This is a genomic window from Flavobacterium psychrotrophum, assembly GCF_003403075.1.
In the GTDB taxonomy this organism is placed as follows: domain Bacteria; phylum Bacteroidota; class Bacteroidia; order Flavobacteriales; family Flavobacteriaceae; genus Flavobacterium; species Flavobacterium psychrotrophum.
In genome coordinates this window covers 677637-703112 of the sequence record NZ_CP031557.1, presented here as the reverse complement: position 1 = coordinate 703112, position 25476 = coordinate 677637, and the positions used below count along the sequence as shown (strand labels likewise).

General features: G+C 41.0%; 23 protein-coding genes. 17 read left to right on the top strand and 6 right to left on the bottom strand.

All coding sequences use genetic code 11. The features are described 5' to 3' along the window. The first annotated feature begins 1 nt into the window (after nt 1). From DYH63_RS02960 to DYH63_RS02945, 4 genes are all read left to right on the top strand, one after another. Nucleotides 2-751: a histidine kinase gene (locus DYH63_RS02960; protein WP_116787381.1), complete on the top strand. Its 750-nt coding sequence runs from the start codon at nt 2-4 to the stop codon at nt 749-751. Next, nucleotides 720-1451 (top strand): LytR/AlgR family response regulator transcription factor, encoded by a 732-nt coding sequence (locus tag DYH63_RS02955; RefSeq protein WP_116787380.1) that lies wholly within the window; start codon nt 720-722, stop codon nt 1449-1451. Before DYH63_RS02960 ends, DYH63_RS02955 begins: the two co-directional genes overlap by 32 nt. 138 nt (nt 1452-1589) lie before the next feature. Continuing rightward, a complete protein-coding gene (locus DYH63_RS02950; RefSeq protein WP_116787379.1) occupies nt 1590-3860 on the top strand; it encodes a cation:proton antiporter in 2271 nt (756 codons plus the stop codon). Between the two features lies 1 nt (nt 3861). Further along, nucleotides 3862-4248 (top strand): hypothetical protein, encoded by a 387-nt coding sequence (locus DYH63_RS02945; RefSeq protein WP_116787378.1) that lies wholly within the window; start codon nt 3862-3864, stop codon nt 4246-4248. Between the two features lie 261 nt (nt 4249-4509). Here DYH63_RS02945 and DYH63_RS02940 read toward each other — a convergent pair whose 3' ends face one another. From DYH63_RS02940 to DYH63_RS02930, 3 genes are read right to left on the bottom strand one after another with little or no spacing between them, the layout of a single operon-like run. Continuing rightward, on the bottom strand, nt 4510-5595 hold the full coding sequence (locus DYH63_RS02940; RefSeq protein ID WP_116787377.1) for an efflux RND transporter periplasmic adaptor subunit: 1086 nt from the start codon (nt 5593-5595) through the stop codon (nt 4510-4512). Between the two features lies 1 nt (nt 5596). Then, nucleotides 5597-8830, bottom strand: a complete 3234-nt coding sequence (locus DYH63_RS02935) for an efflux RND transporter permease subunit (RefSeq protein ID WP_116787376.1) — start codon at nt 8828-8830, stop codon at nt 5597-5599. 12 nt (nt 8831-8842) lie between these two features. Continuing rightward, nucleotides 8843-10222, bottom strand: a complete 1380-nt coding sequence (locus DYH63_RS02930; RefSeq protein WP_116787375.1) for a TolC family protein — start codon at nt 10220-10222, stop codon at nt 8843-8845. Between the two features lie 151 nt (nt 10223-10373). Here DYH63_RS02930 and DYH63_RS02925 point away from each other — a divergent pair, with 151 nt between their 5' ends. From DYH63_RS02925 to DYH63_RS02915, 3 genes are all read left to right on the top strand, one after another. Then, nucleotides 10374-11402, top strand: coding sequence for a sensor histidine kinase (locus DYH63_RS02925; RefSeq protein ID WP_116787374.1), 1029 nt, complete (start codon nt 10374-10376; stop codon nt 11400-11402). After that, on the top strand, nt 11399-12103 hold the full coding sequence (locus tag DYH63_RS02920; RefSeq protein ID WP_116787373.1) for a LytR/AlgR family response regulator transcription factor: 705 nt from the start codon (nt 11399-11401) through the stop codon (nt 12101-12103). The genes DYH63_RS02925 and DYH63_RS02920 overlap by 4 nt, the downstream gene beginning before the upstream one ends. Before the next feature lie 153 nt (nt 12104-12256). Further along, entirely contained in the window at nt 12257-13306 is a 1050-nt protein-coding gene (locus DYH63_RS02915) for an NAD(P)-dependent alcohol dehydrogenase (protein ID WP_116787372.1), read from the top strand. A 275-nt stretch (nt 13307-13581) separates the two neighbouring features. On the opposite strand, the gene DYH63_RS02910 is transcribed toward DYH63_RS02915, so the two are convergent. From DYH63_RS02910 to DYH63_RS02900, 3 genes are read right to left on the bottom strand one after another with little or no spacing between them, the layout of a single operon-like run. Beyond that, a complete protein-coding gene (locus DYH63_RS02910; protein WP_116787371.1) occupies nt 13582-13896 on the bottom strand; it encodes a rhodanese-like domain-containing protein in 315 nt (104 codons plus the stop codon). A 34-nt stretch (nt 13897-13930) separates the two neighbouring features. Beyond that, nucleotides 13931-14539, bottom strand: coding sequence for a thioredoxin family protein (locus DYH63_RS02905; protein WP_116787370.1), 609 nt, complete (start codon nt 14537-14539; stop codon nt 13931-13933). 12 nt (nt 14540-14551) lie between these two features. Next, nucleotides 14552-15085, bottom strand: a complete 534-nt coding sequence (locus DYH63_RS02900; RefSeq protein WP_116787369.1) for a TlpA disulfide reductase family protein — start codon at nt 15083-15085, stop codon at nt 14552-14554. 189 nt (nt 15086-15274) lie between these two features. Between DYH63_RS02900 and DYH63_RS02895 the strand changes: the two genes are divergently transcribed. The 10 genes from DYH63_RS02895 (at nt 15275) to DYH63_RS02850 (ending at nt 25430) form a co-directional block, all read left to right on the top strand. Continuing rightward, complete coding sequence (locus DYH63_RS02895; RefSeq protein WP_116787368.1) at nt 15275-15733, top strand: MarR family winged helix-turn-helix transcriptional regulator; 459 nt, start codon at nt 15275-15277, stop codon at nt 15731-15733. A gap of 9 nt (nt 15734-15742) precedes the next feature. Further along, nucleotides 15743-16381: an NAD(P)H-dependent oxidoreductase gene (locus DYH63_RS02890; protein ID WP_116787367.1), complete on the top strand. Its 639-nt coding sequence runs from the start codon at nt 15743-15745 to the stop codon at nt 16379-16381. Between the two features lie 33 nt (nt 16382-16414). Further along, nucleotides 16415-16984: a YceI family protein gene (locus DYH63_RS02885; protein ID WP_116787366.1), complete on the top strand. Its 570-nt coding sequence runs from the start codon at nt 16415-16417 to the stop codon at nt 16982-16984. 157 nt (nt 16985-17141) lie between these two features. After that, nucleotides 17142-17906, top strand: coding sequence for a response regulator (locus DYH63_RS02880; protein ID WP_116787365.1), 765 nt, complete (start codon nt 17142-17144; stop codon nt 17904-17906). Beyond that, nucleotides 17896-18969 carry a sensor histidine kinase gene (locus DYH63_RS02875; protein WP_116787364.1) on the top strand — a complete coding sequence of 358 codons (1074 nt, stop codon included), beginning with the start codon at nt 17896-17898 and terminating at the stop codon, nt 18967-18969. Before DYH63_RS02880 ends, DYH63_RS02875 begins: the two co-directional genes overlap by 11 nt. Nucleotides 18970-19064: 95 nt before the next feature. Further along, nucleotides 19065-20453, top strand: coding sequence for a dihydrolipoyl dehydrogenase (lpdA, locus tag DYH63_RS02870; RefSeq protein ID WP_116787363.1), 1389 nt, complete (start codon nt 19065-19067; stop codon nt 20451-20453). A 214-nt stretch (nt 20454-20667) separates the two neighbouring features. Beyond that, the gene (locus DYH63_RS02865) at nt 20668-22284 is read left to right on the top strand and encodes a fibronectin type III domain-containing protein (protein WP_116787362.1); all 1617 of its coding nucleotides are present in this window, start codon (nt 20668-20670) and stop codon (nt 22282-22284) included. 73 nt (nt 22285-22357) lie between these two features. Then, nucleotides 22358-22852, top strand: a complete 495-nt coding sequence (locus tag DYH63_RS02860; RefSeq protein ID WP_116787361.1) for a hypothetical protein — start codon at nt 22358-22360, stop codon at nt 22850-22852. Nucleotides 22853-22925: 73 nt separating this feature from the next. After that, nucleotides 22926-24476, top strand: a complete 1551-nt coding sequence (locus DYH63_RS02855) for a serine hydrolase (RefSeq protein WP_116787360.1) — start codon at nt 22926-22928, stop codon at nt 24474-24476. A gap of 84 nt (nt 24477-24560) precedes the next feature. Continuing rightward, nucleotides 24561-25430 (top strand): carboxypeptidase-like regulatory domain-containing protein, encoded by an 870-nt coding sequence (locus tag DYH63_RS02850; protein WP_116787359.1) that lies wholly within the window; start codon nt 24561-24563, stop codon nt 25428-25430. Nucleotides 25431-25476 lie beyond the last annotated feature (46 nt).

Here is a 25476-nt window from a genome sequence, read left to right as displayed (position 1 = left end):
GTTGAATACTCCGTTAAACATTATATTTGCCTGCATCATATGCCTGCTGCTAATTATTGTTGCATGGCTGATCTACCGTTTTACAAAAGCCGAAAAAATTAAGAAAGAACTGGAAGAACGTTTTTTAGAGCTCGAAAACAAGACCAATACATTACAACTGCAAACGCTTGAATCGAGGCTTAACCCACACCTTTTTAAGAACATACTAAACAGTATACAAAGCCATGCTTACCAAACCTATTTTGCGATGGATAAACTGGGTAATGTGCTGGACTATATTTTATATGAAAGCCAGAACCGCTTTGTAAGCCCCCGGGAGGAAATAGAGTTTGCGCTGAACCTTATAGAGATCAATAAAATAAAACTGAGCCCGTTATTCTCTATCTCCGTCAAAAAGAAAATTGATGAAACAGATGCGCTGTATGACCAAAAGATACTGGCACCACTTATAAGCATCGACCTGATAGAAAACGCATTTAAGCACGCAGACCTGCAAAGCCCCGATGCGTTTATATCAATCATTATAGAATTTAAAGACAACATCTTCTCTATAACAGTACACAATAAGATATCACCTAAGTCGGCTTTCTTAAAAGAACACAGCGGCCTGGGATCTTCTACCCTGGAACAACGCCTTAAGATACTGTATAACAACTGTTTTAAACTCGATCGCTATACCGAAGAAGATGTATATGTAGCACAACTAAAAATAAACCTGCTTGAACACAAAAATAAAATGTTTACTGCTTGATGATGAGCTGCCGGGGCTTACCCTGCTTAAAATGCTTTGCGAGCAAATGCCCGAACTTGAAGTTGTAAAGGCATTTAACAGCCCCCTTACCCTTTTAGCCGAAGCCCCTAACCTGGAGTATGACCTGCTTATTACAGATATAGAAATGCCGGGCATGAATGGCCTGCAGGTTGCTGATGTGCTTAAGGGCAAAGCCATTATATTTACCACAGCCTATAAAAATTTTGCCGTTGATGCCTTTGACCGCGATGCTGTAGACTATGTAGTAAAACCCGTAAAAGCAGAAAGACTGCAACATGCTGTGCACAAAGTTGCCGCACTTATGGCTGTAAGTGCACCCGCAGAGCCTGCCACGCCAAAACAAATTCAGCTTAATACCGATAAAGGAAAGGCGCTGATAGGTACAGATAAAATATTTTGCATAGTAACCAGCAAAGTAGACAGCCGAGACAAAATACTAAAGCTAAACGACAATACTAAGATTACGGCAAAGAACTGCTCTTTTGATAAGCTGATGGAAATGCTGCCGGTAAACGACTTTTGCCGTATCAACAAAAAAGCAATCATTGCCATAAAACACGTGCAGTTTTATGCCCATGATATTGTTACAGCCGACAGGCTTTTACCCGACGGCAGCCACTATACGTTTCCGCTAAGCGAGATTTACCGCAATGATTTTATTAAAAAAGTAAAAGTTTGAGGGCTTAAAAAGCCATAAACTACAGCGTTTTCACATTTCATTACAATTTTACCCTACTTTGGCGCAAAAGCCTTTACCCGGTTAGACCACAATTAAAAATCGTTCTAATATTGTGCTGCTTTTAAAGAAGAAGTTACAATGAAAAAATTTAGAAACAGTATTTTTTACGTGGTTGTCATCGCCCTTTTTTCGGCGCTTATTTACATGGCGCTTAAAAACGGAAAGACCCTCGAAGCAGGACGCACCATAAAAGGAGCAGGCATGGGCCGTGGCCAGTGGCAGGATTTTATCAATTCAATGTACCACAATTTGGGCGACCCATTGGCATTACTGCTCGTGCAGATTATTACCATTTTATTTGTAGCCCGCCTTTTTGGTTGGATATGCCGCAAAATTGGGCAACCATCAGTAGTAGGCGAAATGATAGCCGGTATTGTATTAGGGCCATCATTAGTAGGTACTTATTTCCCTGAGTATTCGGGTATGCTTTTCCCGGCAGCATCATTACCTAACCTTAAATATTTTAGCCAGGTAGGCCTTATACTCTTTATGTATGTAGTGGGTATGGAGCTTGACCTTAGCGTATTAAAAAACAAGGCTAAAGATGCTGTAATTATTAGCCACGCCAGTATTATCATACCATTTACCATGGGGCTTGGTTTAGCATATTTCATATACGACCAGTTTGCCCCGGCCGATGTTGCCTTTAGCTCATTCGGGTTGTTTATGGGTATTGCCATGAGTATTACGGCCTTTCCTGTACTGGCACGCATCGTTCAGGAGCGTGGCCTTCACCGCACCCGCATAGGTGCTATGGTTATTACCTGCGCCGCCGCAGATGATATTACCGCATGGTGTATCCTTGCTGCCGTTATTGCCATTGTAAAAGCAGGATCGTTTGTTAGTTCATTGTATATCATAGGATTATCAATACTATATGTAGGCCTTATGCTTGGGGTTGTGCGCCCTTTCCTTAAGCGCATTGGCGACTTGTATTCTAATAAAGAGAACATTACAAAACCCGTAGTAGCCATATTTTTCCTTACACTTTTAATTTCTGCTTACACAACAGAAATCATTGGAATACACGCACTATTCGGGGCTTTCATGGCAGGTGCCATCATGCCAGAAAACATGCGTTTCCGCAGTATTTTTATAGAGAAGGTAGAAGATGTAGCACAGGTTATGCTACTGCCTTTATTCTTTGTGTTTACCGGGTTAAAAACACAAATAGGTTTGCTGAATGACCCATATATGTGGCAGGTTTGCGGACTTATTATTGTTGTAGCCGTTACCGGAAAGTTTATTGGCAGCGCCATTACCGCAAAATTTGTAGGCCAAAACTGGCGCGACAGCCTTACCATAGGTGCCCTGATGAATACCCGTGGCCTTATGGAACTTATAGTACTTAACATAGGCCTTGAGCTGGGAGTACTCTCTACTGAGGTATTTTCTATGATGGTTATTATGGCACTAGCCACTACATTTATGACCGGCCCTGCGCTCGACCTGATTGGGTTTATATTTAACCGCAAGAAAAACTATATTCCGGCCGAGATACGCCAGGCAAGCCGTTATAAAGTACTTGTTTCTTTTGACAGTCCCGATGGTGGTAAAACCTTGTTGCGCCTTGCAAATGCTTTTGTAGCAAAAATGAACGGCAATGCTATGGTTACCGCTATGCACGTATCACCAAGTAGCGAGATACACACCTTTAACCTTCAGGAATACGAAAAAGAAAGCTTTAAACCGGTGCTTGCAGAAGCCGAAGTATTAGGGCAAAAGGTTACGACGTTGTTTAAAGCCACCAGCGATGTAGACAGCGATATCCCTACGGTTGCCAATAAAGGTGAATTTGACCTTGTGCTTATTGATATAGGCCAGTCGATATTTGAGGGTACATTACTGGGTAAGATACTTGGTTTTACAACCCGCATCATTAACCCTGAAAGCCTGCTGAACACTTTTACCGGTAAAGAAAAGTTGTTTGAAAATTCGCCTTTCGACGAAAAGACACAGCAGATACTTACCAAGACCCATACACCTGTGGGCATACTGGTAGATAAGGAATTTAAGGGTACTGATAAGATATTCGTTTCTATATTTGATGAGGAAGATGCTTTTCTTATAGAATATGCGCATAAGCTTATAGCAAACGTAGGCAGCCAGGTAACCATACTGGATGCTGACGGATTTGTAAAAAACAACCCGCATATTAAAGAAAGTATACGCAGTGTAGAGCAGGTAGTACCTAACCACATACAACTGCTGAGCCAGAAAAAACTGGAGAAAGAATTCCTGCAAAGCCAGGATTTGATGATAATAAGCGTAGAAAGCTGGAAAAAGCTGTTGGAATCGCGCAGCCCGTGGTTAAACAATACGCCATCATTGCTTATCCTTAAAAAGTAATATGAAGAGCATTTTATTTTTAGCCTCAGCTTTGATGCTGTATGGCAATGTAACCGCACAGGAAGTAACCGCTACAACTGCCACGCTACCTGTTACCGAGAAAAAGTTTGAAGCCGGTTTTGACGGTATGATAGCCGTATCTTATGGCACCGAAACATTAGGCATCAATGTGGGTGGGCCAAGCCTTAAATACAAGTTTACTAAAAAGTTTAAAGTAGGTGTAGGTGCTTTTCCGTCACTTATTATTGTAGACAGTAAGGCCACTCCCAAGCTGGCGGTATCGCCCATTATAGAATATACCAACTGGATGTTCATAACGCCATACTACGGCTTTAATGCCAATGATAAGGCCATCTGGACGTTTGGTGTAGGCTACAAGTTTATATAGACATCCAATAACCACTATAATTATCTTACTTTCTGAGTTTAGTCAGGGGCTGCCGTAAATGGTGGCCCTTTTTTTTTGAAGTACCAAATCCCAATTTCCAAATCCCAATTTCCAAATCTCAAATTTCAATCTTCAAATCCCAATTTCCAAATCTTATATCTTCAATTTTAAATCTTCAATATTAAAAAAAAGAAGCCCCGCTCTTTAAAAAGAACAGGGCTTCAAAACCAAACAAAAATTACTATGATGGATAGTAATACCTTAGTTATTGGCGGGGTCGCCGTTTCGCATTTCTTCGTTAGCAGCCTTTACAAGTTTTTGGTTCACTTTAAGGCTATCGCTGTATATTTCTATATTATCGCCATACTCACGGCCTTTAACAATACCGGTACGCTTAAATTTATTGTCCTGCACGGTTACTACATAAATACGTTCGGCACTGCTTACCACGGCTGTTTTAGGCACTACATACGTACTGTCTTTAGCATTTAGCGGCAGTATAACCTCAGCCACCATACCCGGAAGCAGTTTCTTGTTCGTATTAACCACATCCATCTCTACCCTTTCGCTACGCAGGCGGGTATCCAGCGCACCACTGCGGCGGGCAATCTTAGCGGTAAACTTATCATTAGGTAACGGCGTCACTTTAAAAGATATTTCCTCAGCATCGCCCAGGTAAGCAGTATATAGCTCAGGTACCGATACGGCAAGCCTAAGCTTTTGCTGGTCCTGTATGGTAAATAACGGCAGGGTGCTGCCTGCTCCTGCAGGGCCTACATAAGCACCGGTATTTACGTTACGGGCAGATATAACCCCATCAAACGGAGCGTGTATTTGCAGGTAGCTTTGCATAACCTGTATTTCGCGGTGTGCAGCTTTAGCAGCCTGTAGCTGTGCATAATCGCTGCTTTTGCGCGAAAGCGCTATGTCAAGGTCGTTCTTAGAAATTGTACCTTCTACCTTACTGGTTTCCAGTATTCGGTTGTAAGTAGCGTTTGTAGCCATATAAACAGCCTCGGCACTGTGCAGGCGGCTTTCGGCAGCTGCAAGCTGCGAGCTTATCTCGGGTGCCTCAAGCACAATAAGCAACTGACCGGCTTTTACCTGGCTGCCTATGTCTACCTTAAGTTCTTTTACAAAGCTGCTTACTTTAGCATAAATATCTGTTTGCTTAAAGCCCTGCAATTCTGCCGGAAGGCGTATCTCGCTCGACATTTTTTGCTTTTGCAGGTCAAACGTTTCTGTTTTAGTTTCGGGTGCTGCAGGCGCTTCTTTCTTTTCTTCGCCGCAGCTGTATAGTAACAGCAGGGATAAGGCTGCTGATGATAGTAGGGTGATCTTTTTCATATTATTGGTGTGAGGGTACATAATGTTTGCTTTCTTCATCTTCAGGATCTAATGATGGCGACTGTATGGTTGCCTTGCCCTGTGCCCATGCAAAGATAACAGGCAAAATAACCAGTACGGTAATGGTAGAGAACAATAATCCGCCAATTACGGCACGGCCCAGTGGCGATACCTGCTCGCCGCTTTCGCCGTGGCCAATAGCCATAGGCAGCATACCGGCAATCATGGCTACAGAGGTCATAATGATGGGGCGAAGTCGCGTAGAAGCTGCCTCACGTGCTGCCTTGAGTGCGTCTCCCCCATTCTCCTTACGGAGGTGTTCGGCATTGGTAACAAGCAGTACGGCGTTAGCAATAGATACCCCGACGGACATGATGATACCCATATACGATTGTAAGTTTAGCGTAGAACCTGTGGCAAGCAGCAACAGCAGCGAGCCCAGTACCACCGCCGGAACAGCCGTAAGGATAACCAGCGACACCCGGAACGACTGGAAGTTAGCCGCTAGCATAAGGAAGATAACAACAACTGCTATTAACAGTCCGGTTTCAAGGCTTTTCATAGTTTCACTAAGTACTTTACTAAGGCCTATAGGCTCTACAAAAAGGCCACGTGGCAGTTCGCCCAATCCGGCAATTATCTTATTCACGTCTTTACTCGCTGTACCAAGGTCGGTATGGTTTACGTTTGCCGTTACCGATATATATGGCATAGCACCCAGGTTGTCGTTTTCGCCACGTGTATCTACGTGGGTAATAGTGGCAACATCGCCCAATACTGGACGTACCGAGTTGCGCAATAACGGGATATTAGCAATATCCTGCTCGGTTTGCATCTTATCCAGCGGTACCTGTACCTGCACGTTATAAGACAGGCCTGCCTTCTCGTCTATCCAGGTATTTTTATCGGTATAACGCGATGATGATGTACTGGCTATAAGCGAGCGCGAAATATCGCTCATGTCTACCCCAAGCTGCGCGGCGCGTACCCTGTCTATTTCAATATTGAGTGCCGGGTAGTGTATGGGCTGTGCTATCTGCACATCACGGTAGTAATCGATTTTATTAAGCTGTGCAATTACCTTATTGGCATATTGCTCATTTATCTTTTTGTTCTTGCCTGCAAAACGTATCTCTATTGGCGTAGGCGAACCCTGGCTCAATACCTTATCGGTAAGCTCTATCGGCTCAAAAGACACCTTAAGGTCCGGCTCTATTTTGGCAATGCGCTTGCGGAGCTCATCTTTAAAGTCGTCCATGTCATGGTGGTAGTCTTTAAGCGCGATCTGGAACACCGCTTCATGAGGGCCTGACATAAATAAGTAGATAGGCGAAACCGAATACAATGACGGGTGCATACCTACATAAACCGATGATATACCTATGTGTTCTTTACCTACAGTATTTTCTATTTCTTTAAGAACCTTCAGCGTTTTTTCTTCGGTACGTTCCATACGGGTACCAAACGGCGCACGGATGCGGAGCTGGAACTGGCTGCTGTTTATCCTCGGGAATACATCCTGCCCTATTACATTAAGGAAAAGTACCGCAAGCCCGGTAATAACTAAAAGATAAGCAATACCAATAAACTTACGCTTTGGCAGCAGCCTGTCGATAAGCTTCATAAAGCCAACCCTAAACTTTTCGAAACGGCTCATCTTACCGTCGTTGTTATAATCTTCGCGGTCAGCAAAAGCATCCCTATGTACATATACTTCTTCTGCCGGAGTGGTAAGTTCGCCATGTTGCTTATCGTCATGGTGCGATTTCATTACCCAGTTTGCCATAACCGGTACAAACGTCTGCGAAAGCAGGAACGACACAATCATAGAGAAACCAATGGCCATAGCAAGCGGCAGGAACAGTGCCCCCGGTATGCCTACCATGGTAAAGGCCGGCGCAAATACAGCAAGGATACATAAAAGGATAAGCAATTTAGGCAGTGCTATTTCCTTACACGCATCCCAAATAGCGAGTGCTTTGGGTTTACCCATGTCGAGGTGCTGGTGAATGTTTTCTATCGTAACCGTACTTTCGTCGACAAGGATACCGATAGCAAGCGCAAGGCCGGAAAGCGACATCAGGTTGATGGTTTGCCCAAATAATTTAAGGAATAATACACCCGATATTACAGAGATAGGTATGGTAAGGATAACAATAAACGCAGCCCTTTTATCTCCAAGAAAAAGTATTACCATAAGCCCGGTAAGAACCGCCCCAATAACCCCTTCAGTAATAAGGCTCTTAACCGAGTTGATTACATATACCGACTGGTCAAATTCATACGAAATAGAAACGTCCGGCGGCAGGGTGCTTTGTATTTTAGGCAGGTTAGCCTTAAGGTTTTTAACCACATCCCAAGTAGAGGCATCACCTGCTTTTGCAATACTTACATATACAGATCGTTTACCGTTTACAAGGGCATAACCATTAGTAACGTCAGCTCCGTCTTTAACCGTAGCTACGTCGCTAAGATAAAGGTTTTGCACACCACCCTTAAAAATAGGGATCTTCTCAAAGTCCTTAATTTCATGTATGGTGTTGTTTGTAGGTGTCAGGTAGTTCTTGTCTCCTACCCTTACGTTACCCGATGGAGCCGTCTGGTTATTAAGCCTTATGGCTTCTACCACCTGGTCTGGTGTAAGGTTAAAGCTGTTTAGCCTTGCAGGGTCTACGTTTATTTCGATCGTGCGGGGGCTACCTCCAAAAGGTGGTGGCGAAAGCAAACCGGGAATATTAGTAAACGAGGCACGCACATATACGTTAGCCAAATCCTGAAGCTCGTTATTACTGCGCGTTTTACTGCTCAGTACCAACTGCCCTACCGGAAGTGACGAAGCATCAAAACGGATAATAAACGGCGGTTGCGACCCCGGTGGGAAGGCAGCCTGTATCCTGTTGCTCAGGGCGCTCATTTCTGCGGCGGCCTGTGCCATGTTCGTATCTTCGTAGTAGCTTATCTTCATCAGGGTAAGACCCTGTATGTTTTTAGTTTCTATGCTTTTTACACCATTGGCAAAAAGCATGATGTTTACGTAGTTCTTTGCGAAATACGACTCCATCTGGTCTGGCGTATAACCGCTAAAGGGGTGGGCCAGGTAAATAACCGGCAGGTTCATCTTTGGCAGGATGTCTACCTTAATGTCCCTTATAGCCCCGATTCCGAAGAAAAAGAGCCCGGCAACTAGCACCAGTATCGATATAGGTTTGCGAAGCGCAAAACGTATTAAATTCATGTTGAGTGGTGATTAAAATTCGTTGATAAACAGGTTAAAGTCGCCTACCGCAGCAGCCTTCATCAGCAGGGCCTGCCACACATTGGTATAAATAACATCGCGGTCTGTCTCTGCACGGTTTAGCGTGTATAGCGCCTGGGTAACATCTACAAGATTGGTAAGCCCGTTCTTGTAAAGCGTAGTGCGTTGCAGGTAAGCCTGCTGTGCAGCGCTAACCTGGCGTGGTGCCTCGCGATAATTTTCGAGTGCAAAGCCCATGCGGGCATTGGCAGCATCAAGCTGTGCTTTTAATTGCGTATCAATTGCTTTATATTCTTCTTTTAGTCCTTCAGATATTAACTTCTGCGCACTTACTTTTTTAGACGAACGTGCTATGGTGGTAAGGTTCCAGGTAACGCCTACACCCATAAGGTAGTTTTGGCGCGTAGGGCTTATGCCATCGCCATAGTTTTGGGTAAACGATGTCTGGTCTGTAGCATAATTAGAGTTAAAACCCGATCCCCTTGTCTGGAACACACCAAACAGGCTGAACGTAGGCCAGTACTCGCGACGGAAAAGCTTTTCCTGCTGGTTACTGTAGTTAACCCTGCTCTGGTAAAAAAGGCGTATTGGGTTAAGGCTGTCGTTAACCTCAGCAGTAATCGCCGCTTTAGGTATGCGTGCTACGAGTGTGGTATCGGCCGCAAAATCTTTGGGTTCTACCCCCATAAGTCGTATTAGCTCGGCATTTTGCATCTTTACCTGCTCTTTAAGCTGGTTAAGTGCTATCTTAGCCCTTGATACTTCGGCAGATGCCAGTGTAGAGTCTACCCCGGGCAACAGGCCATTTTTAACACGAACCGCAGCATTGTTTAACACTACCGTTGTACGGTCAAGGTTTTTCTTTTGTGAAATTACAAGTCGCTGACTGGCAAGCAGGTTAAGGTAAGCACCCGCTATACGAACTTTTTGCTGAAACTGCTCCTGCTCAAAGTCTTTTTGCTGGCGCTCGGCATCGGCTTTAGCCAGGGTAATGCGCTGCTTCATCCGCCCGAAGGTAAAGAAGTCCCAGTTAACGTTAGCAAGGTACAGGGCACCAAAGGCGGCATTCCAGTTTTGTTCGGCAAGCGGCAATCCTGAAGAGGCTACACCAAGACCTCCAAAACCATAAAGCGGGCCGTTCTGGCCGTTTACGGTACCGTAGTCCTGCTGTGCAGAAAGGTTTAGGTTAGGCAGATAGTCACGCCGCGTTTGTTTAACGGTTTCCTGCGCAGCCTCGGCATATTTGCCTTTGGCTTTTACAAGGCCGTAGTTTGCCATACCGGTATCTATAGCATCCCTGAGTGAGAGATTTTGGCTATAGCCCTGAAGGACAAACAGCAACATCAGCAGCATTGTTGATTTTTTGTGCATGTGATGGGTTTTATAGTAAGATATTAATGTGGGCACAAATGTAAGGCAGCAAATATTTAAACAACTGTTTAAAATGACGTATTTAATTCGTCAGAGAAATTATTACAGTTATAACAATATATAGTTTCTTTGTAAAGTTTTAAAACTGTAAATGAAGCGTACCTTTAAAAATATCATAGAAAACAAATGGTGGCAGGAGCTGCTGATACTTGTATTCAGCTTTATCCTCTTTACCCTTAACGACTGGATATTAATAAAGTCGTGGAAGGGTGTATGGAGTGGCTTTTTCTACTTTCTTTTATTATACAGCCATGCCCAGCTTAACCGCTGGCTGCTGCTGCCCATATTGCTAAAAAAACATAAACCTGTTATTTATGCGCTGGCATCGGGCGCTTTAGTGTTTGTATTTTCCATAGTCATGTATAAGGTTACAAACGCCTGGATCTATAAAAACTGTTTCCTTTACAAATCAAGCGAGCAGCAAAGCTACCTTTTTCAGGCGGCAACGCTTGTAGCAACACTTATCTGCATACTATCTGTACTCATTATTTTTAAATTTTACAGGGACCGTAAAAAGCTCGACAGCGAAAAACTGCTCTATAACCAGGCACAGCTTAACTCGCTTAAGGAGCAGCTTAACCCTCACTTTTTATTTAATACTTTTAATACATTATATGGTATAAGCCTGCAATTTCCGCAGCGCACACCAGAGCTGATAATGCACGTATCGCAACTTATGCGCTACCAGCTGGAAAGTAATGAACGGCAATGTGTACCCCTGGAAGATGAGGTTAACTTTTTAAGCAGCTATGTAGAACTTGAAAAAGAGCGTGTAGGCTACCGCTGTAACATTAGCTTTACCAGCGACATTGATGATGAAGGGGCCTATAAAATTCCGCCCATGCTGCTTATCTGTTTTATAGAGAACGCCTTTAAACACGGTACCTGTACCATAGAAAAGTGCTTTGTAGATATTATTATCTCTGTTAAAGAAGGCAAGCTTGACCTGCTGGTAAAAAACTCGGTACCCGAAAATAAAAGCGAAGTTATCTCTACCAAAATAGGCATACGCAATACTACCGAACGTTTAAACCTGCAATATGGCAGCAACTACAAGCTGGATATTAAGGAGAACGGTATTTTTGAAGTACATTTACAATTACAGTTAAAAAGATTATGAGTAACAGCGCCATCATACAATGTATTATTGTGGACGATGAGCCCGCTGCACATTATGTACTTGCCAGTTACATAAAACAAAATCCTGCACTGGAGTTGGTTTTTCAGGCCTATAATGGGCGTGACGCCTTAGAGTATCTTGAAAACCATACACCTGATTTAATGTTCCTGGATATTAATATGCCGGAAATCACCGGAATGGATCTGCTAAAAAAACTAAAGGTTCGCCCGCGCACGGTGCTTACCACAGCCTACAGCGAGTTTGCACTGGAAAGTTATGATTACGGTGTGATGGATTACCTGCTGAAGCCCATTTTTTACCCGAGGTTCTTAAAATCAATTACCCGATATTTGGAGCTTGCGAGCGAAAAACCTGATCAAAAACAACAGGAGGTTACCGGCCACATTACGGTAAAGGTAGACAGCGACAACCTGAACATAGAACTCGACCAGATTTTATATGCCCAGAGCTTTGGTAATTATGTAAAGATTTTTACGCCAAAGCGCTATTATATGGCAACCATTACCACAAACGACCTTGAAAAGCTGCTGCCATCGTCTAAATTCATGAGGGCGCATAAGTCGTATATTGTGGCTTTAGATAAGGTTGACGAAGTACATAAAGACCATGTGGTAATACGCCGTACCGAAGTACCCATAGGCATAACTTACCGCAGGGAGCTTGGCGAAAGGCTTAAGTGATTGTTTAAAATAAGAGGGAAGATTATAGATGAGAGATAATAGATGCCTACTCTATTTTAAATTATAGATTTTAAATGAGTACCTAAACTTTAGAGATATAATTGAAATACTGAACACTGAACAAAATAAACAAATAACCCAAAACAATAAACGATGATTAAAGTAAATGCTTATGCGGCGTATGATGCAACAAACCCGCTAAAACCGTTTGAATTTGAGCGTAATGAACTTACGGCTCACCAGATACAAATCGATATTTTATATAGTGGTGTATGCCACAGCGACATTCACACAGCGCGCAGCGAGTGGGGGCCGGCAAAATACCCTGTGGTTCCCGGCCACGAAATTGTGGGCCGTATTATTGCTGTGGGTAGCGATGTTACTGCTTTTAAAGTGGGCGAACTTGCCGGTGTGGGCTGCTTTGTAGACTCTTGCCGCCACTGCCAGAGCTGCATTGAGGGCGAAGAGCAATACTGCGAAGAAGGCATGACCGGTACCTACAACAGCTATGAGCGTGGCACTACAATTCCTACTTATGGTGGTTATTCTACCAGCATTAGCGTAGATGAAAAGTATGCCCTGCACGTATCTGACAAGTTACCACTAGAGGGCGTTGCACCACTGCTTTGCGCGGGTATTACTACCTACTCTCCCCTACGTCACCTAAATGTGGGTAAAGGCCATAAAGTTGCTGTATTAGGACTGGGCGGACTTGGCCACATGGCCGTGAAATTTGCAGCCTCTTTTGGCGCTGAAGTTACGATGCTAAGCACCAGCCCAAGTAAAGAAGCTGATGCACGCCAACTGGGTGCGCATAACTTTGCACTTACCACTGACCCTGCTATAATGGCCGGCCTGCAAAATAGTTTTGATTTTATTATCAATACCATATCGGCACAGCATGAGTATGCTACATACCTTAACCTATTGCGTAAAAACGGTACTATGGTGGTGCTTGGTGTGCCCGAAACTCCATCTACAACACCTGCATTCAGCCTTATTGGCAAACGCCGCAGCATTATGGGAAGCCTTATTGGCGGTATTAAAGAAACCCAGGAAATGCTGGATTACTGCGCAGAGCACAACATTACGTCTGACGTTGAAGTAATTGACATGAGCTACATTAACGAAGCGTATGACCGTATGCTGAAAAGCGATGTGAAATACCGCTTTGTGATAGATATGGCTTCGATGAAGAATTAGTTGCTGGTTTTCGGTTGTCAGTTGTTGGAAGCTTCGACTGACTACGAATGGAACGCGGGTGACGCGGGTGCTTCGGAATCGCAGATTTAAACGGATTTTTAGCAACAATATCCATAGAAAAACCCCGAAGCGATAATTCGTTTCGGGGTTTTGTTTTTTAAAGCAATGTGCCAGAATTATGAGATTGCCACGGTCTTTTCTTCATCGCAATGACACGATTGAGTGAAGCTCCCGACAACCATCAACCATCAACCGACAACCGACAACCGACAACTTTACTCCGGCGCTACCACAGGGCCATTCCAGCCCATGATGCCACCGCTAAGGTTGTAGGCTTTTTCAAAGCCCAGCTGGCTCATAACATTACAGGCATTGCCACTACGTGCGCCAGATCGGCAGTACACATAATAGGCCTTGCTTTTGTCAAGCTCTTCAAGCGCATCCATAAAGGCATCGCCCTGGTAAATATCTATATTAATGGCTCCGGGAATAATACCCTCATTCCATTCTGCCGGTGTGCGAACGTCCAGTATAACAGCGTCTGTATCTTGCTGAGCGCCTTCCCACCATTGGTCTTGTGCTATGTTCATTTTAAAAAGTTTCGTTTGTGCCGTAAAGATATTATCATTTTATTGTACATCCAATAGCCTTGGTTTCTTTAACCGAAACTTCTTTACCTTTTAGCAAAGCATCTACTGCACCCTCCACATACTTTTGTTTTACAGCAGTGGCATCTTCGTAGTTATCATCGATAGCGCCAATGTATTTAACCACATTGCCTTTAGCCGTTTTTTCAAGTATGTAAACGTGTGGTGTTTTTGTAGCGCCGAATTGCGGGAATACCTTCTGCCCTTCGTCTATAAGGTACGGGAAACCGTATTTTTTTTCTTTGGCACGGGCCTGCATTTTATCAAAACTATCGTCTTTACTCTTAACCGGGTCGTTTGGCTGAATAGCTACAACAGGATATCCCAGGCTCTTGTATTTTTTGTCGAGCGCAATGATTCGGTCTTCATAAGCCTGCGCATACGGGCAATGGTTGCAGGTAAACACCACAATAAACCCTTTAGCCGACTTAAAGTCTTTAAGGCTTACTTGTTTACCATCTACATTTTTAAGGCTGAAATCGGCAGCGGTATCGCCCACTTTATAACCTGCCACAGGAGTATCTGCTGTAAAGGCCGTAAGGGCACCCATAGCAAGGAATAATGCTAAAAATTTAATTGCTTTCATAAGTATTGATTGTTATTTAAAAGTATTTAATTCGGTTTCAAGTTCAGCCAGTGTAAAAGAGCGTTCGTAAAACTTACGCTTGCCCTTGTTATATATCACGGTAGCCGGTATGGCGCCACTCCAGTCCTTATCAATCTTGGGCAGCCAGGCATTTTGGTCGGGGTCACGCATTAATATTACTTTGCTTTTAAGCTTCTTCTTTTCGATAAATGGCAACAGGCGGCTTTCGGCCATCTTGGGCATATCAAGGCTTACGAGTATCACTTTTACCTTTTTATCCTTGTACTTTTCGTTAAGCTGTTCAAATTGGGGCAGCTCCTGTACGCAGGGCACGCACCATGTAGCCCAAAAGTTTACCACATAAGTAGTATCGTTCTTTTGATTGAGGAAGTAACTGAGTCCCTCCCACTCGTAGGCCTTAACGGTAGTTTTACCATTGGTGTAAACGGTAGTGGGTTTGGGTTCTCCCTGACCCTTTTGCAATGTAAACGCAGTAAGAGCAAGGATTGTAAGCGCGGCCGGAATGGCCAGTAGTAATTTTTTCATAAGTAATCTTAGGCAAACGCCCGGTGTTGATTCTATAAAATTACCTAAAACCGAGGCATAAAAAGGGGCGTTAACACTGTTAACAAAAAATTAACAACAAAACATATTGACGTAATACTTGTTTAGACTACATTTGTATATACAAATATTGTATTTACAATTGTTACAATTACAAATAACTGCGAACTGATGAAAATAGAGGATATCATAAAAAGTCCGAATATGACGCTGGCCAAGCAGGTTATAATGAACCTGATGTACACCTCCCAACTGGTAGGCGAACAGGTAAGTGATGTAATGAAGTCGTACGAGCTATCTCCGGAGCAGTTTAATGTACTGCGCATACTCCGCGGACAAAAAGGCAAACCTGCCAATATGTGCGTAATACAGGAACGCATGATAGCCAAGACCAGCAACACTACCCGACTGGTAGATAAACTGTTGCTAAAAGGCTACGTTAAGCGTGAGGTATGCCCAGACAACCGCCGTAAGATGGAAATAAGCATTACCGAAAAAGGCTTGAATTTACTGAGTGAGCTTGACCCGATTGTAGATGAATCTGAAATGAAATTTGCACATAACCTTAACCATCCTGAACTGGAACAGCTTATTTACCTGCTGGAAAAATTCAGGACCATTGAACCCTAATATAATACCATGAAAAATTATATAGACAGCCTTAACTGGCGCTATGCCGTAAAAAAATACGACAACACAAAAAAAGTTTCTGCGGAAGAAATTGAACTGCTTAAAGATGCTGTGCGCCTTAGCGTATCGTCTGTAGGGTTACAGCCTTATAAGATATTTGTTATCGAAAGTCAGGAAGTTAAAGACCAGCTTATAGAAGCCGTAGGCGGAAACAACAAGAACATTGTTACTGCTGCATCGCACATTTTTGTGTTTGCCAATGAGCTTAACGTAGGTCCTGACCATGTAGAGAAATACACAAACAACATTAGCATACAGCGTAGCTTAACTAAAGAGGAAGTTGCCGGTTTTGGCGATTACATTAAGGGTTACCTTGCAGGCCTTACCGAAGAGCAAAAAAATATCTGGACAGCCAAGCAGGCTTACATAGCCCTGAGCACACTGGTTAACAGCGCTGCCCTGCTTAAAATAGATACTACCGCTATGGAAGGTTTTGATCCGGCTAAAGTAAACGAACTGCTGGGACTTAACGAAAAAGGCCTTAACGCCGCCGTTATTGCTGCCGTGGGTTACCGCCATGATGAAGATGCGATGCAACACCTTAAAAAGGTGCGCAAACCAAAAGAAGAATTATTTATAACACTTTAATTAATAAATACCTTAATTTAAATTTAACGACAGATGAAAAATCTAAAAACAATTGCAATTGCTTTCGTAGTAGCGCTTACAACACTTACGGCTACAGCACAAACTAAAAAAATCGATGCCGCTAAAAGTAGCATTGCATGGGTTGGTAAAAAAGTAACAGGTTCTCACAATGGTACTGTAAACTTTAAAGATGGTAGCCTTGTATGGAAAGGTGGTAAACTTACCGGCGGTACTTTTACTATCGACATGACTTCTATTACTGCTACTGACCTTAAAGCAGGTGAAGGTAAAGAGAAACTTGAAGGCCACCTTAAAGCTGACGATTTCTTTGGTACTGATAAATTTGCTACTTCTACTTTAGTGTTTACTTCAGTTAAAGAAAAATCTAAAAACGTTTACACAGTTACAGCTGACCTTACTATTAAAGGCAAAACAGCTCCTGTAACTTTTGACCTTACTACAGGTAAAAATGCTGCTGCTACTGCATTTAACGTAGACAGGACTAAATACGGAATTACTTTTGGTTCTAAAAACTTCTTCGAAGGCATTGGCGACAAAGCTGTTTATGATGAGTTTGAACTTACTGTAAAAGTAGTTTACTAAATAATATAGGGTTTAAATTGAAAGGCCGCTTCTCATTGAGAAGCGGTTTTTTTGTGGTTATAACTGAATAACATTTGAAAATATTTCACCATACATTTGATAAAAATATGTTAATTTTGATATTATCAACCAATTTTTAATTAAATCACTCAACTTTATGGAAGAGTTATTATTTGGAACGGCAGCTACAGTTGGCGGTTCTCTCATAAATTTTACTGCCACAAAATGCTATAATCATTTTACTGGTAGCCAAAAAAATTTTCTATGGTATGAAAATAGAATTGACTTAAATACTTTCAATTTTAATAGTGAATTTCACGAACAAAAGAGAAGGACAAGAATCGTTGTTATTGATGACGAAAATAGTTTCCCAATAGAACTATTCACAAATGAGGGTTACAACATTACTAAATGGGATACTGTAAAAGACTACGGGAAGTTGGAGTCAGGGTATTTCGATATAATAGTACTTGACATTAAAGGAGTTGCACAACATATATCTGACGATGATGGATTAGGAGTTCTTGTGGAACTTAAGAAAAAAAATTCTTCTCAAATAATTATTTCATACTCTCAACATAGCTATGATTTAAGCAAAGTGCAATTTTTTCAAATGGCAGATGATAATATAACAAAACCCAGTGATTTTCTGCGTATTAAATCAACTTTAGATAATTTAATCACGACTCAATTTAAACCTAGTCGATATATTAGTGCGTTAAATAAGAAACTACACGATCATCATATCGATGCTAAAAACACAAAAAATATTAATAATGAAATTGCTAAAGCAATTAAGAGAAACTCAGATCCTGACTGGAATTCTACTCTAAAGTTTTTAAACCATACGGACCACACGCTAATTCAAGAAATCACTAGCTTAAGTCAAACAATTTTAAAGTTTTATAAAAATGGACGTTGAGTTATTATCAGGTATCTCTAATTTACCTTTTATTTTAAATAATGAATTTCATGATTCGATAAGTTTAGCGCAGAATAAAACGTGCAGTGAGAGATGCAAAGAAAAGGATTGCTTAAATCTTTTTGACTCTTATTACAATAAAGATTATATCTGTTCAAAAGGATACAACAATTATTTACATGAAATTGGTGATACAAAGGTTATATACAATGGCTTAATCTATAATGATAATAAAGATGTGCCACAAGGCAGAAAAGATGTGCGTAGAGACTATATTATCGAGAGAAAAAAATTAGTTGAACATACTGAAAAACTTAGTAGAATTGAAAACTATATTGAAAAAAGAGTAAACGAAACAATTGAAAAAAACTTTTCAATGTTTCATGATTTTAAAACATCCATGACAATCTTTTTCTCTTGTACACAGGATATTATAAATAAGCTTCCTGGAAATACATTTTTAGAAAAAATTGAAGGTAGTGACCGTTCCTACAAGGATTTATACAATTCATTAGAACTTATTACTTCACAACTAAGAATGGTTGATGTTATTATAAACCCAAAAAGTATAATTTTTGGGTCAAAAAGAAATATTAATATTTTTCAATTATTTGAAAAAATCACAAAGCTTTTTAATCATCTTTCAACTAAAAAAAGGGATATAAATATAGAAGTAAGCCGAGAAACATGGATTGATAATTCATATTGTTACGAATCGATTGAATTCATTCCATTAATTTTATTGGATAACGCCCTCAAATATTCCGTTCCAAATTCAACAATTGAAATTAAATTTGAACAATCAGGCAATAATGTAAGGGTAATAATTAAAAATATTGGACCAATAGTTTCAGATGAAAATGAAAATAAAATATTTGAAAAATTTTTTAGAGATCCATTTGGCGAGGAATTTTCAAAGGAAGGGATAGGAATGGGATTATACATAGCTCAACAAATTTTATTGGCTCACGATAGTAAACTTAATTACTTTAAGGACGTTAAAGAAAATAAACTTATTGGGTTAAACATATTTACATTTGAGTTACCATTGTTACAGGACTAATCTTTCAATTTTTCAATCTCCAAAACATTTCCCTAATTCTAAATTAATCCTTAATTTCGTACCGCATTAATCTTAACGCGAAATATTACAAGCTAATGAAATACGATATCATTGTTTTAGGCAGCGGTCCCGGCGGATATGTTACCGCCATCAGGGCATCGCAACTGGGCTTTAAGGTAGCCATTGTAGAAAAGGAAAACCTGGGCGGCATCTGCCTTAACTGGGGTTGTATCCCTACAAAAGCGCTTTTAAAAAGTGCACAGGTATTTGATTACCTGAAACATGCCTCAGACTATGGCCTAACCATAAAAGAGTTTGACAAGGATTTTGGTGCCGTTGTAGCCCGCAGCCGTAACGTTGCAGAGGGTATGAGCAAAGGTGTTCAGTTCCTTATGAAAAAGAACAAGATCGAAGTTATATTCGGAACCGGTAAAGTAAAGCCGGGCAAAAAAATTGACGTTACCGATAAAGACGGAAACGTAACCGAACTAAGCGCAGATAACATTATCATTGCTACAGGTGCACGCAGCCGCGAGTTGCCTAACCTGCCACAGGATGGTAAAAAAGTTATAGGCTACCGCCAGGCTATGGTATTGCCTGAGCAGCCAAAAAGCATGATCGTGGTAGGCTCTGGCGCCATAGGCGTAGAGTTTGCACATTTCTACAATTCTATGGGCACTAAAGTTACCATTGTAGAGTTTATGCCAAACGTGGTTCCTGTAGAAGATATAGATGTATCTAAGCAATTTGAGCGTTCGCTTAAAAAAGCAGGCATCGAGGTTATGACAAACGCTTCTGTAGAAAAAGTTGATACTACAGGCGAGGGCGTTAAAGCTACCGTAAAAACGGCTAATGGCGAAATTACCCTTGAGGCAGACATCCTGCTTTCTGCTGTGGGTATCAAATCTAACATCGAGAACATAGGCCTTGAAGAGGTGGGTATTGCTACAGACCGTGATAAGGTGCTTGTAAACAAATACTACCAGACTAATATACCGGGTTACTACGCCATTGGCGATATCGTTCCGGGTCAGGCGCTTGCACACGTAGCATCTGCAGAGGGTATCCTTTGTGTTGAGAAACTTGCAGGCCTGCATGTAGAACCGCTTGATTATGGTAACATACCGGGCTGTACTTATGCTACGCCGGAAATTGCTTCGGTAGGCTTAACAGAGAAAGCAGCTTTAGAACAAGGTTATGAGATTAAAGTGGGTAAATTCCCGTTCTCAGCTTCTGGTAAAGCTAAAGCTTCTGGTGCTTCAGATGGTTTTGTAAAAGTTATCTTCGACGCTAAGTACGGCGAATGGCTGGGCTGCCACATGATAGGCGCCGGCGTTACCGATATGATTGCTGAGGCTGTTGTAGCCCGCAGGCTGGAGACTACAGGCCACGAGATCATCAAGTCGGTTCACCCACACCCAACAATGAGCGAAGCTATTATGGAAGCTGCCGCTGCTGCGTATGACGAGGTAATACACATATAATTTAAGATTGAAGGATTAAAAGATTGAACTGCAATCAGTTGTTCCATTTCGAAACTAGCTCAGCGGAGTTGAGAAATCTCCTTGATTTCTTTCTTTAAAATCTAAAATTCTAACAATCCAAAATACTAATCCGTCCTGATACTTTCAGGGCGGATTTTTTATGATTTTTTTTTTAAATGTTTATACATTTGCCAAAAATCAACCAAAGTCAATCATGAAATATTTTTTCAAAAAAATCATCCTGCTAGTAGTTTTATCATTACTTATTACTTCATGTAGCGATGATAGTTCATCTTCGACAGAACCACAACCTGAGGTACCACAGGTTCAATTCAATGTAACCATAAATGTTCCTAATCAAAATAGAGATTACTCTTATGCAAATTATGGCTCTTACGGAATTTTTGAAGACCCAGCACAGCAAAAAGACATCAAAGGTAAAATCCTTATAACATCAGGAAGTCAGCAAGTCACCAATAATGATTTTATTGTAAAATGGAGTAGTAATATAGATGGCATATTATCTGAAGGAACTCCTGATGGTTCTTATAATACTAATTATCTTGGGCTGCTGAGTAAAGGGATGCACACCGTTAAACTTGAAGCATATCTAAATGGTTTCCCTGAAACTGTAAAAAAAGATTCTTTGATTGTATCTAACATAATTAAACTCAACGCTGAAGGACAAGGAAATAATATAAAACTTGATTGGAACAAATATGAAGGTTCTGATTTCGTATCGTACAAAATATACCGTGGCAATTTCGAACCGGTTGGTGAGATTTTTAATATAGACCAAACTAATTTCATAGATAGTGAAATTGATTTTGTCGCTAAAAAGTATTCATATCAGGTAGTAGTAAATACCTCTACTCCTTCTGCATTTATTTATGGAAGCACAATTACAGAGTGTTCTGGACACCCCGCCTTAGAAATGCCATATTATGTAACTAAAACAATTTACGATTCTTATCGAAATAGGATTTACTCACTACTTTCACCTGGGTCTAGCGGGGGAACCACCATATTGGGCATCGCTATATTAAATCCAGACAATATGCAAATAGAAAATACAATTTTACAATCTGAGGTATATAATGACGCATCTATTTCATCCGACGGAAACACGATGTACCTTACACAGAAACATATTGATAAAATTACTGTACTTAACTTAAATACGTTTACGACTACACAAATAAACACTAGCACAAATGGCTGGGGGTTTCATAAAGTTGAAGACACGAACACTGATTTCCTAATATGCCATAAGCAACCCCCTACATCTGGAAATACTGAGATGTATTTAGTAAATAAAAATACAGGTGCTTGTACATCATTCATTACAAATAGCCATGGTGATATTGAATATAATAGCATTAACAATAAAGTCTATCTCGGCGAAAGTAACACCAGCGACGGCGTCATAAGAACAGCAAATTTTACAGGAACTACGCTTGTATTTGATAATGTTATGTTTCCAACAAATTGGCCAGGCATTACATACCCTTCACCATTTGTGTTATTATCACCTGACAAAAACTCTGTTTTTTGGGAAAATTACCAGCTAACTGCAACTTTAAACCTAATTAGGGAATTTCCGTCAAAAATGTTAGCTTGCAGCCCAGGCAATATTTATCTTTCAAGTGACTCAAACGTATATAACTATAATAGCCTGAATACAATATTAAGCTACGGCCCGTTTAACGACCCCGATACAAAGCATTTCATCTTTACAGATGACCATACAATAATAGTTACTATATCAATAGACGACCATTTTACTGATAATCCTGAAACTACTTATTTTATGAAATATATTTTACCCTAAGTTTTAATACCTATACATAAAACATCAATCCGTCCTGATACTTTCAGGGCGGATTTTTTTGTAATTTTATACTATGAACCCAGCCTTTATAGCCCCAATATATATACTAATCCTTTTCGGCGGCGTGTTCTTTATAACCTATGGCCGTGGCCAGGAGCAAAAGCGCCTTACTGCACAAATACTGTCTTTATTTAAAGGGAGGATTATAGAAACCATAAACGATATTAAAGCAGAAAGCCTGGTTTCAGGAAAAAGAAGCAAAGATGCAGAGCAATCGCACTTTAAAAGATGCGACGTATACATCTTGCCCGATGCAGTATTTATCGCTACCTATTTACCAATATTTGGAATGAAAGTAGCACGCAGGCCATTACTTATTACAAAAAACATTACGGGATATTCAGAGTTTTTGGCATCAAAAATTTTACCGGATATCAAAAAGATAAATCCCGATTCGTTTAGTAAATCGGTTTATATTGAATACGGCGAATCTTCCCTAAAAAACCATAGTGCAGATATTCACCTTTACGGCCTTACCGATGCGCAGCGTGATTATTTCAGGTTTTAACTAAGGCACTGCGTTGCTTTATTGGTACAATCGCTACTTTTGTAAGGAAACCAATAATTACTACATCATCCTAATGAAAAAATTACTACTCATGCTCCTGCTATGCCAGGGTGCATTTGCGCAACTATCAACTACACAAATTGACAGCCTTACAAACGATGCCCTTAAACGCTTTAATACGGCAGGCTGTGCCGTGGCTATTGTAAAAGACGGTAAAATAATACACAGCAAAGGTTATGGTGTAAAATCGATTAGTACTAAAGAGCCGGTAACCGACAAAACCAACTTTGCCATAGCATCTAACAGCAAGGCTTTTACCTGTGCGGCACTCGCCATACTGGTAGACGAAGGCAAAATGGCCTGGACAGATAAGGTTAAAAAATACATTCCGGAGTTTAAAATGTATAACGACTATGTTACCGAGAACTTTACCATAGAAGACCTCCTTACCCACCGTAGCGGCCTTGGCCTTGGCGCGGGCGACCTTATCTTCTTCCCTGCCGGTGGCGACTTTACCATTACTGATTTGCTAAACACTTTCCAGTATCAAAAGCCGCAGTCGGCATTCCGCACCAAGTTTGATTATGACAACCTGTTGTATGTAGTTGCCGGAGAAGTTATTAAAAGGGCAACAGGCCAAACGTGGGAGCAGTTTGTGCAGGCACGCATTTTTATTCCGCTTGGCATGGGTAATACCTCCCCTTCTTTTGCTATGCTGGCCGATAAAAGTAGCCTTGCAACCCCGCACGCCGATACCCATGGCACATTAAAAGAAATTCCGCAGTTTGAAGACATGATGAACGGCGCTGCCGGCGGCATACTGGCTAACGTTAGCGATTTGACGCAGTGGCTACTGGTACAGCTAAACAAAGGCAAGTATGGCGATAAAAAAGATAAAACCCTTTTTAGCCCGCAAAGCAGCCAAACCATGTGGACAATACACACGGTAACAGACCGCAGCGGCAACCCACGCTACAACACCCACTTTAGCGGTTATGGGCTGGGCTGGCAGCTTAGCGATATGAAAGGTAATATGGTAGTGCAGCACACAGGCGGACTTCCGGGTATGCTGAGCATTACCACCATAGTACCTGATCTTAACCTGGGTATTGTAGTACTTACCAATACTGCCGATGGCGGATACGGGGCATTCAGCGCCATTACCAATACCCTACTGGATAGCTATATGGGACTGGACGATTTTAAATGGGCAGCTAAATATGAAGCTGCTTTAAAACAAAGGGAAAGTGGCAACAACGAAGCCGTAGATAAAATTTGGAAAACGGTAAAAGCCAGCGCCAAAACAAAAGTAAACGCAGCCGATTATATAGGTATATATGAAGATCCGTGGTTTGGTAAAGCTGAAATATTTATGAAAGGTAAGCAGCTATGGTTTAAGTCGCTGCGTTCGCCAAAGCTTAACGGGCCTATGCAATTGTACAAAGCTAATACCTTCGCCATTAAATGGGAATATCAGGACATGCCTGCCGATGCCTTTGCTATGTTCTCTCTTGATGAAGAAGGAAAAGCCATTGGCATTAAACTTAAACCTATAAGCGAAGAAACTGATTTTAGCTTCGATTTTCAGGATCTTGATTTTAAAAGGGTGGAAAGCAAGAAGTAATATGCTTCTATCTCAATAAAATGTAAATCCATTCCGAATTACCGGGATGGATTTTTTTATATATTTGAATAAACCAACCTGAAAATGAAATCATTCCTTACCTTAATAGCCTTATGGCTTACATGCTTTACTTCTGCTCAACAAATATTCACTGTTAAAGACGAAAACACCAGAGAGCCTGTTCCGTATGTAAATATAACATTCTCAGAAAAAACTGAAGGAACCACCGCAGATGAGAACGGAAAATTTTCAATTCCTGATAGTAACAGCGAAGAGTTTCTTGTATTTTCTGCTATTGGATATAAGCCTTTAAAGATTAAAATTAAAGAAATGCCATCAGTTATATTGTTAAATGAAATGGCTATTGAACTACAGGAATTAGTACTTAAAAAAACTACTTACCATGAAAAAAAATTAGGGAAGCTTATAACTAACAACATTAATCATTACTTTGGCTGTAGGTCTACACCCTGGATGATTGGCAAAAAATTTGTGTTAAATGACAATCAGTACGATAATTTTTTTATCCGGAAAATTTCTTTTTTGAGTGATAGCAGGCAACAAAAATCGGTAATGAATATCCGACTGATGAGTATTGATTCCTCTGGCCTTCCCGGAAAATATATCTTCAACAAAAATCTTGTATGCCCTGTTGAGAAAGGCCTGAAACATACTGAAATTGACATTTCACAATTTAATGTAGTAATGCCACCGCAAGGCGTTTATGTAATTTTTGAGTGGTTAATTATTGACGAAAACCAGTTTACTGAAAAGCGTGTTACAGATATTAGCAAACCATATAAGACAGAACATATTACCGCTTACAATCCCTCAATTGCCAGAACTTTAAAAACAAATACCGATTATAACGATGCAAGATATTCAAGAGGTAAGTGGAATATTGGTTTAGATGATGGATATACTATTGATGCAGAACTTTTAATTACCAACTAACCTGTGTGAAATTTATTGTAAAAATTTCTCCCGTCTGTAAAATCAA